The organism is Phenylobacterium sp. (assembly GCF_016793225.1).
Lineage (GTDB): Bacteria > Pseudomonadota > Alphaproteobacteria > Caulobacterales > Caulobacteraceae > Phenylobacterium.
In genome coordinates this window covers 1-15,275 of record NZ_JAEUMN010000182.1, presented here as the reverse complement: position 1 = coordinate 15,275, position 15,275 = coordinate 1, and the positions used below count along the sequence as shown (strand labels likewise).

Annotated in this window: 16 protein-coding genes; 2 read left to right on the top strand and 14 right to left on the bottom strand. The window is 72.4% G+C overall.

The features are described 5' to 3' along the window. Positions 1-268 precede the first annotated feature (268 nt). Positions 269-1,183, top strand: a complete 915-nt coding sequence (locus JNK30_RS20985; protein WP_293485386.1) for a LysR family transcriptional regulator — start codon at positions 269-271, stop codon at positions 1,181-1,183. A gap of 555 nt (positions 1,184-1,738) precedes the next feature. Here JNK30_RS20985 and JNK30_RS20980 read toward each other — a convergent pair. From JNK30_RS20980 to JNK30_RS20940, 9 genes are all read right to left on the bottom strand, one after another. After that, a complete protein-coding gene (locus JNK30_RS20980) occupies positions 1,739-2,230 on the bottom strand; it encodes an ATP F0F1 synthase subunit B (protein WP_293485384.1) in 492 nt (163 codons plus the stop codon). Positions 2,231-2,233: 3 nt separating this feature from the next. Then, the gene (locus JNK30_RS20975) at positions 2,234-2,863 is read right to left on the bottom strand and encodes a hypothetical protein (RefSeq protein ID WP_293485382.1); all 630 of its coding nucleotides are present in this window, start codon (positions 2,861-2,863) and stop codon (positions 2,234-2,236) included. Between the two features lie 28 nt (positions 2,864-2,891). Next, positions 2,892-3,116 (bottom strand): F0F1 ATP synthase subunit C, encoded by a 225-nt coding sequence (locus tag JNK30_RS20970; protein ID WP_293364508.1) that lies wholly within the window; start codon positions 3,114-3,116, stop codon positions 2,892-2,894. Between the two features lie 37 nt (positions 3,117-3,153). Continuing rightward, a complete protein-coding gene (locus tag JNK30_RS20965) occupies positions 3,154-3,981 on the bottom strand; it encodes a F0F1 ATP synthase subunit A (protein ID WP_293485380.1) in 828 nt (275 codons plus the stop codon). Positions 3,982-3,989: 8 nt separating this feature from the next. Beyond that, positions 3,990-4,334 (bottom strand): AtpZ/AtpI family protein, encoded by a 345-nt coding sequence (locus tag JNK30_RS20960; RefSeq protein ID WP_293485377.1) that lies wholly within the window; start codon positions 4,332-4,334, stop codon positions 3,990-3,992. A gap of 193 nt (positions 4,335-4,527) precedes the next feature. Beyond that, entirely contained in the window at positions 4,528-7,971 is a 3,444-nt protein-coding gene (gene smc / locus JNK30_RS20955; protein WP_293485375.1) for a chromosome segregation protein SMC, read from the bottom strand. Between the two features lie 4 nt (positions 7,972-7,975). Then, positions 7,976-8,605: a DsbA family protein gene (locus JNK30_RS20950; RefSeq protein ID WP_293485373.1), complete on the bottom strand. Its 630-nt coding sequence runs from the start codon at positions 8,603-8,605 to the stop codon at positions 7,976-7,978. A gap of 1 nt (position 8,606) precedes the next feature. Next, positions 8,607-9,233: a DsbA family protein gene (locus JNK30_RS20945; protein WP_293485371.1), complete on the bottom strand. Its 627-nt coding sequence runs from the start codon at positions 9,231-9,233 to the stop codon at positions 8,607-8,609. 317 nt (positions 9,234-9,550) lie between these two features. Further along, a complete protein-coding gene (locus tag JNK30_RS20940) occupies positions 9,551-10,084 on the bottom strand; it encodes a DUF721 domain-containing protein (RefSeq protein WP_293485369.1) in 534 nt (177 codons plus the stop codon). 75 nt (positions 10,085-10,159) lie between these two features. Here JNK30_RS20940 and mutY point away from each other — a divergent pair, with 75 nt between their 5' ends. Continuing rightward, positions 10,160-11,215 (top strand): A/G-specific adenine glycosylase, encoded by a 1,056-nt coding sequence (mutY, locus tag JNK30_RS20935; protein WP_293485368.1) that lies wholly within the window; start codon positions 10,160-10,162, stop codon positions 11,213-11,215. Between the two features lie 8 nt (positions 11,216-11,223). Here the strand turns inward: mutY and JNK30_RS20930 are convergent, their stop codons facing one another. The 5 genes from JNK30_RS20930 to JNK30_RS20910 form a co-directional block, all read right to left on the bottom strand. Beyond that, positions 11,224-12,378, bottom strand: a complete 1,155-nt coding sequence (locus JNK30_RS20930; protein WP_293485366.1) for an MFS transporter — start codon at positions 12,376-12,378, stop codon at positions 11,224-11,226. Positions 12,379-12,483: 105 nt separating this feature from the next. Beyond that, entirely contained in the window at positions 12,484-13,563 is a 1,080-nt protein-coding gene (locus JNK30_RS20925; protein ID WP_293485364.1) for a site-specific DNA-methyltransferase, read from the bottom strand. 64 nt (positions 13,564-13,627) lie between these two features. After that, on the bottom strand, positions 13,628-14,122 hold the full coding sequence (locus JNK30_RS20920; RefSeq protein WP_293485362.1) for a hypothetical protein: 495 nt from the start codon (positions 14,120-14,122) through the stop codon (positions 13,628-13,630). 224 nt (positions 14,123-14,346) lie between these two features. Beyond that, positions 14,347-15,003: a ribonuclease HII gene (locus JNK30_RS20915; RefSeq protein ID WP_293485360.1), complete on the bottom strand. Its 657-nt coding sequence runs from the start codon at positions 15,001-15,003 to the stop codon at positions 14,347-14,349. Continuing rightward, the coding region (locus JNK30_RS20910; protein WP_293485358.1) for a DNA-3-methyladenine glycosylase I at positions 15,003-15,275 on the bottom strand (273 nt) is incomplete at its 5' end. The genes JNK30_RS20915 and JNK30_RS20910, both read right to left, overlap by 1 nt.

Below are 15,275 nucleotides of genomic sequence, written 5' to 3'. Positions count from 1 at the left end.
CCGGCGTGGCGGCGGGCCTCGTCGGACACGACCGCGTCGTCGGCGAAGGCCGAGAGCATGCCGTCGGCGTCGAGGCGCGCGTTGGCCGCGACATATGTTCGGATCGGGGATGGCAGCTCGATGGGCATGAGTGTCTCCGTGCAGTTCCATCCGCGCCCATGAAGCCGACCATCCGGCGCCCTGGGTTCGCGATCCCGCCAACCTAGGCGTCGACCATTCAGCCGATAATCGGGACAAACGAGGACGACGTGTTACGACTATCGGGACAATGACCCAAAGCCCCCTCACCGAGTTGGACGCCGTGCTCGCGATCGCGCGCTGGGGAAAGTTCCGCGCGGCGGCGCTCGAGCTCGGGATGTCGACCAGCGCCCTCAGCAACGCCGTCAACAAGCTGGAGCGGCGGCTGGGCGTCCGGCTGTTCAATCGCACGACGCGAAGCGTCTCGCTCACCGAGGCGGGGCAGAACTTCATCGCGCAGGTCGGGCCGGCGCTGCAGGACATCCACGACGCCATCGAGGCCGCCCGCTCGCAGCAGGCGACGCCGTCGGGGACCCTGCGCATCAACGCCTTCCCGACGGCGGCGCGCGAGATCTTCGGAACGCTGGTGCTGCCGTTCCTGCAACGCTATCCGCAGGTCCATGTCGACGTCGTCACGGAAGGGCGGCTGGTCGATATCGTCGCCGGAGGTTTCGACCTGGGCGTCAGGAGCGCCGACCTCGTACCGGCCGACATGATCGCCATCCCCATCGGCGCCGCGCGGCGCAATGTGGTGGTCGGCACGCCCGCCTACTTCGAGGCCCACGGCAGGCCCGCGATACCGCAGGACCTGGCGAAGCACGCCTGCTTCCGCGTCCGGCTTCCCAACGGCGCGATCCATCGCTGGCCGTTCGAGAAGGACGGCCGATCCGTCCACATCGACGTCACGGGTCCCGCCACGCTGGACGAGGCGACCCTCGCCCGCACCGCGGCCCTCGCATCATGCGGCCTCACGCTCGCGATGGAATCCGACGTGCGCGAGGACATCGAACAGAGCCGCCTCGAAGCCGTGCTGGAGGACTGGACCCCCACCATGCCGCCGCTCTGCCTCTACTACCCGAGCCGGCGCAACCCGACCGCCGCCTTCAAGGCCTTCGTCGACTTCGCTCGCAAGCGTCCGGGCGGCGGAGCGGCGCGGCGGGCCTGAGCCCCCTCGGCGCGACGCTTACCTCCCCCGTCACGGCAGCGACGGCGGGAGGGGGACGGCCGGCCGGAGAGCGGGGGGTGGAGGGCGCAAGCCTCAACCGCTGGACCCAACAAGGCCGATTTTCCAATGCCGGCCGCTCGCCCCCTCCGCCCGTCGCTCCGCGGGGGAGCACTAGAATCTCAAGAACGTCGGCCCACTCCGCGGACACCGCAGGCGCTCGATCGAACCGCGAAGGGCGCAGAGAAGAACGCAGAGCGCGGCGCCCTCCGCGCCTCCTCCGCGACCTCTGCGGTTAAGCGGCCGGCCCACCGCTCCGCGGCAAACCAGGATGACGGCGGTTGGAGTGATGGGGAGCGGGGTGTCCACGAACCCCGGGATCCTTCGAGCCGGCGACGCGGCCTTCTCCCCAGAGCGGAAGGCGGCGCGGGCGGATCGTGCGTGGATCGCGGGGTTCGTGGACAGGTCGCGGGCGGCGGGCGTTCCCCAACGCCGCCGTCCGGCCGCGGGCCGCCGCTTCAGCCAGGCTGAAGGGGCGGACGGCCCGGTCTCGTCAGTCTATTGCAGCTTGCCCGCCAGCTGGCCGATCGCCTTGTCGATCAGCGGGTCGGACTTGGCGCCGGCCAGACGCGTGGTCAGCACCTGCTCGGCCATCTGGGCCGCGAGCTCGGCGGCCGCGGCGCGAACCTCGGCGGCGGCCTGGGCCTCGGCCTGGGCGATCTTGCGCTCGGCCATCTGGCCGCGGCGTTGGAGCTGTTCGGCGAGCTTCGTCTGGGCCTCGGCCTGAAGGCGCTGGGCCTCCTCCTGCGCGTTGGCCAGCATCTCGGCCGCCAGCTTGTCGGACGCTTCCTTCTGGGCCTTGACCTGGGCGAGCAGGGCCTGGGCCTCGTCGCGCAGAGCCTGGGCCTCGTCGAGCTGGGCCTGGACCTTGGCGCCGGCGTCGCCCAGCATCTTCCAGACTAGGCGGTGCACGCCGGCGGCCGCCAGGACGCCGAGGAACACGAGGAAGGCGACGGCGACCCAGAAGTGGGAGTCGAGCAGCAGGTTCATCGCTTACCCCTTGGCCGCGCCGGCGAGTTCGGCGGCGGTGGCCGGCTTGCCCGTCAGCTTGGCGACGATCGCCTGGGCGGTGTCTCCGGCGATGCCGGCGACGTTGGTCATCGCCTGTTCGCGGGCCTTGGCGATGCGCGCCTCGGCCTCGGCGCCGGCGGCGGCCAGCTTGGCCTCCTCCTCGGCGAGACGGGCGGCGATCTCGGCCTGCGCCTTGGCCCGGGCCTCCGCGGCCACGCGCTGGGCCCCCGCGCGGGCCTGGGCGGCCTCGGCGGCGGCGGCCTGCGCCTGGGCGTCGGCCTCTTCCTTCATCCGGCGGGCCTCGGCGATGTCGCCGCTGATCTTGGCCTCGCGAGCCTCGATCGTGCCCCCCACCTTCGGCGCCGCGAAGAAGCGGATGAACGCCATCAGGGCGAAGAAGACGATCAGGAACCAGGCGATCTGGCCCGGCCACTGTGCGAAGTCGAACTGCGGCAGCCCGCCTTCGGCATGTGCCTCGGCGGCGCCATGCGCGCCGGGGGCCACGCCTTCGTGTCCGGGCGAGGCGGGGGCGGCGCCCGGCGTCAGGCCGGGGTCCGTGGTCCCCGCGCCATGGCCTTGGGCCGGCCCGTGGTCTTCAGCTTGCATCGCCATGGCGGCGGAGCCCTGCCTTGTCCGTGGATCAGCCGAACAGGATGATCAGCGACACGACGAAGCTGAACAGGCCCATGGTTTCGGTCAGCGCCATGCCCAGGAACAGCATCGTCTGCTGGCTGGCGGCGGCCGACGGGTTGCGGATCGCGGCCTGCAGGTAGTTGCCGAACAGCGAGCCCAGGCCGACACCGGCCCCGATCATGCCCGACGTGGCGAGGCCCGCGCCGATCAGCTTGGCGGCTTCAGCTTCCATTGGTTCTAGTCCTCTCGAATGAGCTTGTTGGGTTGGATCAGTGGCCGTGACCGAAGTTCACGACCTCGTTGAGGTACACCGTGGCCAGCGCCGTGAAGACGAAGGCCTGCAGGAGGGCGACGATCAGCTCGAGGCCGGTGAGACCGACGATCATGGCGAAGGAAAGCGCGCTGGGCACGAAGAGCAGGCTCGACAGGCCGCCCGACATGCCCGCCAGGCCCAGGGCCACGACGAACGAGCCGAACAGGCTGAGCACCACGTGGCCGCCCAGCATGTTGCCGAAGAGACGCATGGCGAGCGTCACCGGGCGGACGAAGTAGGAGATCATCTCGATCACCACCATGGCCGCGCCGCCGGCCACGCCCATGCCGGGCACCCAGAAGAGTGTCAGGAACTTCGGCCCGTGCTTGATGAAGCCCAGGATGAAGACGCTGAAGAAGGTGAGGACCGCGAGCGTGGCGGTGACCGCAAGCTGCGAGGTGACTGTGAAGGTCGCAGTCACGCCGACCAGGCTGAAGACCGAGAGCACGACGCCCATCAGGTTCAGCACGAAGATCACGCAGAAGAGGGTGAAGAGGTAGGGGATGTAGGGTCGGCCGTGCGGCCCGATGATCGGGGTGACGAGCACCCTGTCGACGATGTTGTAGAGCCCCTCCACGGCCGCCTGGGCGCGGTTGGGGACGATCTGGCCGCGGGCCGTGAGCAGGAAGAAGGCGACCAGCACCGCGGCGCCGACCCACATGGCCACGACCGCGTTGGTGATCGCCATGTCGAACGTGACGCCGCCCACCTGGAAGACCGGACCGTCCCAGATCTTCTGGATCAGGAACTGGTGCATCGGGTCGATCTTCGGCCCTTCAGCCATCTCGTCCTCTAGTCCTCATCCTCGTCGGGAACGCTGGGCAGGGGCCCGGCCTTCGCCGCGTCTCGTTTCTGCGTCCGCGCGGCGGTGCGGACCGCCACGAAAATCGAAAGCCCGGCGCCCAGGAACAGTCCGAAGACCAGACCCAGGGGCTCAGGTGTGATGAAGCGGTCAGCGAGCCAGCCGAGAGCGGCGCCCATGAACACCCCACCGACCACTTCTCCAAGGAAGCGGTAACCCTGCGCCATGGCCCGGTGCGAGTCGCCGCTCGCCTTGCGGGCCTGCGCCGCCTCGGCCGCGGCGATCCGTCGGTCGAGGCTGTTCGCCTCGGCGTTCGGCTCGTCCGGAAGGGGCATTCGTGGGAAGGCCTTTCGACCGCCACGTCGCCGCCACGGCGGGGGCTTCAGGTCGCGCGGAACCTATAGAGCCGTGTGCAGTGCGTCAAGGCTGGTTGGGAAGTATATAAGTCACTGATATAATGAGGAAAATTGAGGGTGTGGCAGAACGTCCGCCGTTGCCGCACGGGAAAGCCGGGGGACGACGGGACGGCTACTGCGCCGCCATCGCCTCGGCCTGGCGCAGGTCCACCGAGACCAGCTGGGAGACGCCGCGCTCGGCCATGGTGACCCCGAACAGCCGGTCGGTGCGGGCCATGGTCACCGGGTTGTGGGTGATGACGATGAACCGCGTCTCGGTCTTGCGGCACATCTCGTCCAGCATGTTGCAAAAGCGGTCGACGTTGGCGTCGTCGAGCGGGGCGTCCACCTCGTCGAGCACGCAGATGGGCGACGGCTGGGCCAGGAACACCGCGAAGATGAGCGCGCTGGCCGTCAGCGCCTGCTCGCCGCCGCTCATCAGGCTCATGGTGGCGAGCCGCTTGCCCGGCGGGCAGGCGTAGATCTCCAGGCCCGCCTCCAGCGGGTCGTCTGATTCCACCAGCCGCAGCTCGGCCTGGCCGCCCTGGAAGAGCGTCTCGAACAGGGTCTTGAAGTGCTCGTTGATGACGCCGAAGGCGGCCGTCAGCCGCTCCCGGCCCTCGTGGTTCAGCTCGTCGATCCCCTGGCGCAGGCGGGCGATGGCGCCGGTCAGGTCGGCGCGCTCGTGGTTCATGCCTTCGAGGCGGGCGGCGAGCTCGCCGGCCTCCTCCTCGGCGCGCAGGTTGACGGGGCCGATCGCCTCGCGCTGGCGCTCGAGGTTGAAGAGGTGCGCCTCCATGCCCTCGGCGTCGGCCGGGACCGCCACCGCCTCGTCGGCGAGCTTGCGCGCGAGCGCCTCGGGCTCCATGCGCGCGGCTTCGCGGATGTTGGCCGAGACCTCGGCCAGCCGCTGGGCGGCGGCCTCGGCGTGGGCCGAAAGGCTGGCGCGCAGCTCGCGGGCCTCGGAGGCGGCGGCCTCGGTCGCCCGGAGCGCCCGATCGGCCTCGGCGCGCTCGTGCTCGGCCGCGGCCAGGGCGTCGGAGGTCTTCGCGCGGCGCGCCTCGGCCGTGGCCAGCTCGTCCAGCAGCGCGACCTTGCGCGCCTCCAGCGTGGACGGCGCGTCCTGCACGGCCGCGAGCGCCGCGGCGGCCTTCCCCCGCGCGTCGTCCAGCTGCGCCACCCGCCGGGCGGCGGCGGCGGCGCGGCGGCTCCAGTCCTCGTGCTCGCGCTTCAGGGTCTCGAGCCGGCCGGTGCGGCCGTTGCGCTCGCGGATTTCCATCTCGTAGGCCGCCCGCGCCTGGGCCGCCCCCTCCCGCGCGGGGCCCGCCGCGCCGCGCGCAGCCGCCAGACGCGCCACCAGGTCGTCCGCCTCGCCCGGCCCTTCGGCCTCGGCGGTCACGGCGGCCAGCGCCTGCTCGTGCTCGGCGAACTCGGCCTCGAACCGCCCGATCAGGTCGTCCAGCGACGCCGCGCGCTGGGCCTTCAGCGCCGCCTCGCGGTCGTACCGCTCCAGCGCCGAGCGCGCCTGCGACGCCTTCTGCTCGAGGAGCGGCGGCTCGCGGCGGGCGGCGCGCAGGGCCTCGTCGGCGGCGCGGACGCGGGCCTGGGCGGCGGCGGCGGCTTCGCGGGCGGCGCGGGCCCTGGGCTCCAGCCCCTCGATCTCGGCCTCGACCTCGGCCAGCCGGGTCTTCTGCTCCAGGCGCACCGCGGCGGGCTTCGGCGCCTCGGCGCGCGCCGTGAAGCCGTCCCAGCGCCAGAGATCCCCCTCCACGGACACCAGCCGCGCGCCGGCCGGCAACGTCTTCTGCAGCCGGTCGCCGTCGGCGCGGTCCACCAGCGCCACATAGGCGAGACGCGCCCGGAGCGCCGCCGGGACCTTCACCAGCGGCGCGAGCGGCGTGGCGCCCTGCGGCCAGGCCGGCGCGGGAATCTCGCGGCCGCCCCAGTGCGCAGGAGCGGCGGGATCGAGCGCGGCGTCCAGGTCGTCGCCCAAGGCCGCGGCGAGCGCGCGCTCGTAGCCGCGGTCGGGCGAAACGGATTCGAGCGCTGGGGCGAAGCCGCCGCGCTTCGCCTGGGCGACGAGGGCGGCCAGGGCCCGCGCCTCGGCGGTCAGGCGGCCCAGGTGCTCGTCCTGCCTGCGCGAAGCCTCGCGCGCCAGCGCCTCGGCCTCGTTGGCCTTCGTGCGCTCGTCCTCGGCCAGCTCCAGCGCGGACCGGGCCGCGGCCAGCGCCTGCTCGGCGGCCTCGAAGTCGGCCCGGGCCTGGGCCGCCTGCGGGTTCAGCGCCGGGCCCAGGGCCTGGCGTTCCTGCCGCGCCTGATCCAGCGCCCGCCGCGTGCGGGCGACCCGCGTCTGCGCCTCGTCGATGCGCGCCTGCGCGGCGCGCCGCTGGGCCTCGTGGGCGGCCAGCTCGGCGGCGAGCTGCTCGACCTCGGCGTCGGCCGCCGCCCGCGCCGCCTCGGCCGCCTTCGCCGCCGCCTCGAGCTCGGGACCGCGCTCGGGCGCCGCGGCGATCTGGGCCTCCAGCGCGGCGAGGTCGTCGGCCAGGCGCTTCAGCGCCACCTCGGCGTCCTCGGTGATGTGCCCCTCGCGGGCGCGGTCGCCGTCGATCCGCTCGACGTCTCCGGTCAGGCGAGCCAGCTCGACGGCGTGGGCCTCGGCCTCCCGGTCGAGACGGTCCTTGTCGATGGCCAGCTTGTGCAGGATGGCGGCGGCCACCGTCTCGGCCTCGCGCAGCGGCTTCAGCGCGGCCTCGGCCTCGGCGGCGCGCGTGGTCGCCCCGGCGGCCGCCCGCGCGGTCTCCTCGACCGCCCGCACGGCGGCCCGCGCCTCGGCGGCGATCCGCTCGGCCGCGGCCTTGGCCTCGGTCCACTTGGCCACGAGCACGGCGCCCTGCAGGGCGCGGATCTCGGCGGACAGCTTCTTGTAGCGCTCGGCTGCGCGCGCCTCGCGCTTCAGCCGCCCCAGGTTGGCCTCGAGCTCGCGGGCCACGTCGTCGAGGCGCGTGAGGTTCGTCTCCGCCGCCCGCAGCCGCAGCTCGGCCTCGTGGCGGCGGGAATGAAGGCCCGAGACGCCGGCCGCCTCTTCCAGGATCAGGCGGCGGTTCTGCGGCTTGGCGGCGATGAGTTCCGAGATCTGGCCCTGCCGGACGAGGGCGGGCGAACTGGCGCCGGTCGAGGCGTCGGCGAACAGGAGCTGGACGTCGCGCGCGCGGACCTCGCGCCCGTTGATCCGGTAGGTCGAGCCCGCGCCGCGGTCGATGCGCCGCACCACCTCGAGCACCGGATGGTCGTTGAAGGCGGCCGGCGCGCGCCGGTCGGCGTTGTCGATGGTGAGCGAGACCTCGGCGTGGTTGCGCGCCGGGCGGTTCGAGGCGCCGGCGAAGATGACGTCGTCCATGCCGCCGGCCCGCATGGCCTTGGCGGAATTCGCGCCCATCACCCAGCGCAGCGCTTCCAGCAGGTTGGACTTGCCGCAGCCGTTGGGGCCCACGATGCCCGTGAGCCCGGGCTCGATGCGAAACTCCGTCGGTTCGACGAAGGACTTGAAACCCGCGAGCCTGAGCCGCTGGAAGTGCACGCCCCTAGCGCCTCCCGGCCAGCTTGAGCGCCCGGGCGATGGCCGCGTCGAGCTCGGCCAGGGTGGGCACGGTCTGGTTCGGCAGCAGGACGCCGTTGACGAAGAAGGTCGGCGTGCCCGTCACCTTGTCGGTCCCGGTGGCGTACTCGAGCCGGGCCTGCAGCGCCTCGCTGGCCTTCTCGTCCACGAGGCACGCCTCGAACTGCGCCTCGGTCAGGCCGTTCTGCCGGGCGATCTCCAGGAACAGCGGCTTGATGCTGCCCTGCTGCCAGCGCGCCTGGCTCCGGAAGACCTGATCGACGATCCGGAAGTAGGTCGCCGCGTCACCCTTGCAGCGGGCCATGAGCACGCCCGCGGCCGCCACGTTCGCGGGCGCGGTCAGCAACTCGCGAACCGTGAAGTAGACGCGGCCCGTGTCGATGTACCTGGCCTTGAAGGCCGGGAAGACGTCGGCGTGGAAGTGGGCGCAGTGCGGGCAGGTCAGCGACAGGTACTCGACCACGTGGACCGGCGCCTTGGGATCGCCCAGGCTCATGTCGCCCGGCGCGGCCTTGACCGCCGACCACGCCGGCGCCGCGGCAAGACCGGCGGCGGCCGCCGTCACGAGCGCGGCGCGGCGGGTGAGCGCGGCCACCCTACTTCGAGGCCTCGGCCACGGCGGCGTCCAGCTCTTCCATGGTCATCGCGCCTTCCTTCACCTTCTTGCCGTTGAAGAAGAAGGTGGGGGTGGAGCTGATGTTTCGGTTCTTGATCGAGGCCTGGACGCGGTCGGACAGAGCCTTGTTGGCCGCCTCGTCGGACACGCACTTGTTGAACTGCTCCTCGTTCATCCCGGCCGACTGGGCCACCTTGAGCAGCGTGCCGCGGGCGTCGCCGGTGGCGAACATCTCGGCCTGGCTGTGGAACAGGGCGTCGATGACGGCGAAGTACTTGTCCTTGCCGGCGCAGCGGGCGGTCAGGAAGCCGGCGGCGGCCACGGCCTCGGGCGGCGTCAGGAACTCGTGCAGCGTGTAGCGCACCTTGCCGGTGTCGATGTACTTGGCCTTGAACTGGCCGAAGACCTGGTTGTTGAAGTCGCCGCAGTGGCTGCAGGTGGTGGAGGCGTACTCCTCCATGTGCACCTTGGCGTTGGGGTCGCCCATGGTCATGGCGTCGCCCGTGGCGGCGCTTCCGCCTCCGACGCCCTGGTTGCAGCCGGCCAGCGCCAGGGCCCCGCCAGCGGCGGCGACGGCCATCAGGAGACGGCGGGTGAGGTTCGACATCGATGACCTTCCGGCAGTTCTGAACAAAGGATTAAAGCGCGATTCCCGCGCGGCCCAAGGCGCCCCCTTCGGCGCGCCCCGCAGGCTCAGGCTGCGGATGGGACCACGGCGGATTTAAGTCAACTCGGACGGGCGCCATTCCGCGGCCCGTCTGTGCGGGTCGGCCGGGCCGTCGCCCGCGCGAAGCGCCAAGCGAACCACGAATGAATGCACACGAATGGGGCCTGGGTCCCTCCGCGGCCATTCGTGTCCTTCGTGTTCATTCGTGGACAAACAAGGCTCGCGGTTCAACGGGACTGCGCCTGCGGCGCCCGACGCTAGCGCCCCCGGCGCAGGACGCCGCGGCCGAGCTTGAGAAGGGCGTCCTTCAGCTTGCCGTCGGGCGTCCCGGCGAGGCTCCGCGCCAGGTCGGCCTCGAGCGCGGCGTCCAGCGGCGCGGCGCGGCGGGCGGGCGGCGGCGGTTCGCGACGCTGCAGCGGGCCCTGGACGATCCGCAGCTTCTGCACGGCCTCGGGCCCCAGGAAGACGTTCACCCGCGCCAGCACCTCGTGGGCCTGGTGCTGGATGATGGCCGCGGCCGGCCCGGCCACCCGGATCTCCAGCGACGAGGGACCGCCGGCGCGGCCGCGCACCAGCTTCACCGGCTCGGTCCGCCGGGCGATCTCGGGCCCCACGATCTCGCGCCAGCGGGCCGCGAGCGCGCTCGCGCCCTGGCCGAACCGGCCGTCGAGCTCCTTGACGTAGCGGTTCAGGGCCCGGCCCGCCGGCGGCGGCGGGCGCCGCTGCGGGCGCGTGCGCTTGGCGGCGAGGATCGCACGCGCTTCTTCGAGGGTCGGGAGCCGCCGCCGCATGCCCTCTCTTTAGCCGTCATCCCGGGGTCCCGGATAGACGCTGCGCGGCGCCCGCGATGACGCTAAGGAGGGTTCGTGACGACCGACGCGCTCCGCGCCCGACTCCTGGCCTGGTACGACGCCAACGCGCGCACGCTGCCGTGGCGGGTGGGCCCGCGGGACCATGCGTCCGGCGTCCGGGCCGACCCCTACCGCGTCTGGCTGTCGGAGGTGATGCTGCAGCAGACCACGGTGCCGCACGCCGCGCCCTACTTCCTGAAGTTCACCGCCCGCTGGCCCACGGTGGTCGACCTCGCCGACGCCGACGATGGGGACGTCATGGCCGCCTGGGCGGGCCTGGGCTACTACGCCCGGGCCCGCAACCTGCTGGCCTGCGCGCGGGCGGTGGCGCGGGACCACGGCGGGGTGTTCCCCGACACCGAGGAAGGCCTGCGCGCCCTGCCGGGCCTCGGCCCCTACACGGCGGCGGCCGTGGGGGCGATCGCCTTCGACCGGCCGACCAACGTCGTCGACGGCAATGTGGAACGGGTGATGGCGCGGCTGTTCGCGGTCGAGGCGCCGCTGCCCGACGCCAAGCCCGAGCTGAAGCGCCTGGCGGCGGGCCTGGTGACCGCGGAGCGCCCCGGCGACTGGGCGCAGGCGCTGATGGACCTGGGCGCCACCGTGTGCCGGCCCAAGGCGCCGCTCTGCGACCGCTGTCCCATCGCCGGCCACTGCGCGGGACTGGCGAGCGGCGCGCCCGAGACCTTCCCGCGCAAGGCCGCCAAGGTGGAGCGGCCGCACCGCCACGGCGTCGCCTACGTCCTGACCCGCGACGACCGGATCGCGCTCGTCCGCCGGCCGCCGAAGGGCCTGCTGGGCGGCATGCTGGCGCTGCCCACCACCGACTGGCGCGCCGAGCGGTGGACGCATGCCGAGGCGCTGGCCGCCGCGCCGGCCGCGGCCGACTGGCGCGGCGTCGGCGAGGTGGAGCACGGCTTCACCCACTTCACCCTGACGCTGCAGCTGCTGCGGGCGGAGGGCGGCGGCGGCGCGTCCGACGGCCTGATCTGGAGCCCGCGCCGCGACCTGGACGCGCTGCCCAGCGTGTTCCTGAAGGCCGCCAGGAGCGGCCTCACCAACCTGCTTTAGGTTTGGGTCTAGCGTGGCCGGTCGCTCTGGAGCGCCAGGCTGAGGATCGCGAAGGCGGTGAATGACATCATCAGCGCCGCCGCGGGAATCGCGGGCACGCCCCAGGTCGCCAGGGCGATCCCGCCCAGGGTCGAGCCCCAGGCCTGGCCGAGCGAGAACACCGAGCCGTTCAGCGCCAGCGCCACCGGCGCGCCGCCGGTCATCTGGATCAGTCGCGACTGGGTGACCGGCGAGATGCTGAAGAGCGCCGTCGCCGCCAGGAAGATCGCGCCCATCACCAGGAGCTGGCTGGGGAGCCCCGCCGGGACGAGCTGGTGCGTCGCCGACCAGTGCATGGACATGGCGATGGCCTGCAGGCCGATGCACTGGAGGATCCAGGCCTTGCCCGCGCCGCGGTCGGCGGCCCGCCCGCCCAGCCACAGCCCGGCCGCCGCGCCGAAGCCGATCATCGACTGAAACAGCGCCACGCCCGCGCCGGTCACCCCGGCCCCGACCCGCACGATCGGGGCGATGTAGAGGTTGAGCGTCATGTTGCCGGCGAAGGTCAGGAAGCTGGTGGCGTAGAGCGGCCAGATGGGCGAGATCCGCAGCCGCCCGCCCTCGCGCTTCGGCGGCGCGGGCACGCGGGGCAGGAGCAGCAGGACGCCGGTCAGCGCGATGGCCGCCAGCGCCGCGGCGACCAGGAAGGTGGCGTGCCAGCCGAAGGCCGCGCCGGCGACGCTGCCGATGGGGATGCCGACGACGAAGGCCACCGTCATGCCGCCGGTGACCATGGCCAGCGCCGTCCCCCGCTGCTCGGGCGGCGCGAGCGAGGCGGCCGCCACGCTGGCCGCCGCGCCCGACATGGCGCCCGCCAGCCCCGCCACGGCGCGCGCGGCGAGCAGGGCCTCGAAGCTGGGCGCCGCGGCGCAGGCCAGGTGCATGACGAGCGCGAGCGACAACCCGAGCAGGATGACGAACTTGCGGTCCACCCGGCCCAGGAGCCAGGCCGCCACCGGGCCCAGGATGGCCGAGGTCAGGACGTAGGCGGTCTGCAGCTGGCCGGCGACCGCGGTCGACACCCCGAGGTCGGCCGCCATCGGCTCGAGCATGCCCGCGAAGATGAAGCCCGCGGAGCCGAACGCGAAGGTGCAGAGGGACAGGACCCAGATACGCGGGTTCACCGCTCGCCCCCGCCCATCACCGGTCCCCACGCTTCGACGGCCGTCAGGGTGGCCGAAAGACCGGTATGCCGTCGAGTCCCGCCGTAGCGGAAATCCGCCGTGGGTTCAGGCCGGGGTCTGGGCCCGGACCTTGGCCCTGAGCACGTCGATCGGGGCGAGGCCCTTGTCCGTCTTGAAGTGCCAGTAGGTCCAGCCGTTGCAGGCCGGAGCCGACTGCACCATCGCGCCCACCTTGTGGATCGAGCCCGAGAGCTCGCCCACCACCAGGCTGCCGTCGGCGCGCACGCGGGCGGCGTTGCGGCCCTTGGGGCAGTAGAGGACGTCGCCCGCGCGCAGGAGCCCGGCCTCCACCAGCTGGCCGAACGGGACCCGCGGCTCGGACCGCTTCGAGCCGGTGACGACCATCTCTTCCGGCGAGGCGGGGATGACGCGGGCGATGCGCGCCTCGGCCACCTTCACGTAGTCGGCCTCGCGCTCGATGCCGATGAACCTGCGCCCGAGCCGGCGGGCCACCGCGCCGGTGGTGCCGGTGCCGAAGAACGGATCGAGGATCACGTCGCCCGGCTTCGTCGAGGCCATGATCACCCGGTGCAGCAGCGCCTCGGGCTTCTGGGTGGGGTGGGCCTTGGCGCCGGTCTCGTCCTTCAGCCGCTCCTCGCCCGTGCACAGGGGCAGGGTCCAGTCCGAGCGCATCTGCAGCTCGTCGTTGGCCATCTTCATGGCGTCGTAGTTGAAGGTGTAGCGCCGCCCGCCGCGGCTCTTGGCCGCCCAGATCAGCGTCTCGTGCGCATTGGTGAACCGCGTGCCCTTGAAGTTCGGCATCGGGTTGGCCTTGCGCCACACGATGTCGTTCAGGATCCAGAAGCCCAGGTCCTGCACCGCCACGCCCACGCGGAAGATGTTGTGGTAGCTGCCGATGACCCACAGGCCGCCGTCGTCCTTCAGGACGCGGCGGCATTCCTTCAGCCAGGCCCGGGTGAAGCGGTCGTAGGCCTCGAAGCTCTCGAACTGGTCCCAGTGGTCGTCGACAGCGTCGACCTTGGAGTTGTCCGGCCGCAGCAGGTCGCCGCCCAGCTGGAGGTTGTAGGGCGGGTCGGCGAACACGAGATCGACCGAGCGATCGGGGAGCCTGGCCAGCTCCTCGAGGCAGTCGCCGTTCAGTATGGCGTCAACCGGCAGCCCCATAGGCTTAAGGTCCTCAAACGACAGGAAACCGTAGAATCCTGGTCGGATATGGTGAAGGGCGTGTTTACGGGGATGGTGTGCGGACGGTTAATCGCCGCGGACCGGCCACGTGCCAGGCCAGCGCCGAGAAGCCGGCCAGCTTCAGGAAGGCCATGACCGCGTGTCCGGCCTCCCACCGGCGCTGGACGTCGCGGAAGTCCGCCGGCAGCGGCCCGGGCCGCCAGTCGGCCATGGCGCCGTTGGCGGCGTTCACCACCAGCAGCCAGACGGCCAGCGCCGCGACATAGAGGGCCGCCGAGGCGGCGGCCGACGTCCAGCGCTCGCGGCCCGGCAGCGCCAGCGCCGCGACGACGGCCGCCAGCACGACGCCCAGGATCTCGACCGGTCCGCCGACGGCGGCGAACAGGGCGTACTGGCCGTGGAACACCGTCGCCTCGCGCCAGAGGTCCGCCGGCCATTCCCAGAGCCGCGGCGGCGCCTCGAGCAGGTGCGCGAACGAAAGGCCCAGGCTGAGGGCGCAGACGACCAGCGCGGCGGTCCGGAACGCGGCGGCGAACATGCCCCACCAACCCGGCGCGCGGTCCGGGGGTTGCCTCAGCTTTTCCAGCGGGTCCAGGCGCCGTGGGGATGCCAACGGCCGAAAACCCCCTCTCGCTTCGCGAGCTCCCCCAGAGGGGGAGCATTCCCTCCTCCCCCCTCGGGGGAGGTCCAGCGGCGCAACGCGCCGATGGGGAGGGGTTCGGGGCAGAGCATCCCCGCCTCGCTTCGCGATCCGCCTGCGCGCTACTCGAACAGTTCGCCCTGCTCGGGCTCGACGGCGCGGGGGTCGATGCCGGCGAGCACCAGCTTCACCGGCCGCCAGGCGCGGCGGTGGATTTCGCAGGGGCCGAGCGTGACCAGGGCCTCCAGGTGGGTGGGGGCGTTGTAGCCCTTGTGGCTGGCGAAGCCGTAGCCGGGGTAGCGCGCGTCCATCTCGGTCATCCAGCGGTCGCGGGCCACCTTGGCCAGGATCGAGGCCGCGGCGATGGACTTGGACTTGGCGTCCCCGCCAACCACCGTCTTCACCTCGCACGGCAGCTTGAAGCGGTAGTTGCCGTCCACCAGGGCGTAGGTCGGCTGGACCGCCATGGCCTCGATCGCCCGACACATGGCGATCCCGGTGGCGTGCAGGATGTTGTGCTCCCAGATCTCCTCGACGCTGGCGAAGCCGACGCCCCAGGCGAGCGACCTGGCCTTGATCTCCAGCTCCAGCTCCTCGCGCGCCTTGGCAGTGAGCTTCTTGGAGTCGTCCAGGCCCTTCGGCGTGCGCCTGCCGGGGTCGAAGATCACCGCGCCCGCGTAGACCGGACCGGCCCACGGCCCGCGCCCGGCCTCGTCCACGCCGCAGACGTGGCCGTCCACGAAAGCCCTCTCGAGGGTGAAGGTGGGCCCTTTCGCCACTAGCGCCCCATCCCCTTCACCGCGTCGTGGCGGAAGCAGCAGGTGAAGTGGTCGTTGACCATGCCGACGGCCTGCATCCAGGCGTAGACGATCACCGGCCCCACGAACTTGAAGCCCCTGCCCTTCAGCGCCTTGGAGACCTCGACGGCCAGCGGGGTCTGGGCGGGCACGTCGCCGAAGGCGGTCCAGGCGTTCTGGATCGGCTTGCCGCCCACGAAGCCCCAGCAGAAGTCCGAGAAGTCCTCGCCCCGGTCGCGCATGTCGAGGTAGAT

Excerpts from the sequence above, each read along its gene's own strand:
- JNK30_RS20945 (WP_293485371.1), bottom strand. The coding sequence starts at position 9,233 with ATGTCGAACCTCACCCGCCGTCTCCTGATGGCCGTCGCCGCCGCTGGC.
- JNK30_RS20920 (WP_293485362.1), bottom strand. The coding sequence starts at position 14,122 with ATGTTCGCCGCCGCGTTCCGGACCGCCGCGCTGGTCGTCTGCGCCCTC.
- JNK30_RS20975 (WP_293485382.1), bottom strand. The coding sequence starts at position 2,863 with ATGGCGATGCAAGCTGAAGACCACGGGCCGGCCCAAGGCCATGGCGCG.
- JNK30_RS20970 (WP_293364508.1), bottom strand. The coding sequence starts at position 3,116 with ATGGAAGCTGAAGCCGCCAAGCTGATCGGCGCGGGCCTCGCCACGTCG.
- JNK30_RS20980 (WP_293485384.1), bottom strand. The coding sequence starts at position 2,230 with ATGAACCTGCTGCTCGACTCCCACTTCTGGGTCGCCGTCGCCTTCCTC.
- JNK30_RS20985 (WP_293485386.1), top strand. The coding sequence starts at position 269 with ATGACCCAAAGCCCCCTCACCGAGTTGGACGCCGTGCTCGCGATCGCG.
- JNK30_RS20925 (WP_293485364.1), bottom strand. The coding sequence starts at position 13,563 with ATGGGGCTGCCGGTTGACGCCATACTGAACGGCGACTGCCTCGAGGAG.
- JNK30_RS20940 (WP_293485369.1), bottom strand. The coding sequence starts at position 10,084 with ATGCGGCGGCGGCTCCCGACCCTCGAAGAAGCGCGTGCGATCCTCGCC.
- JNK30_RS20960 (WP_293485377.1), bottom strand. The coding sequence starts at position 4,334 with ATGCCCCTTCCGGACGAGCCGAACGCCGAGGCGAACAGCCTCGACCGA.
- JNK30_RS20965 (WP_293485380.1), bottom strand. The coding sequence starts at position 3,981 with ATGGCTGAAGGGCCGAAGATCGACCCGATGCACCAGTTCCTGATCCAG.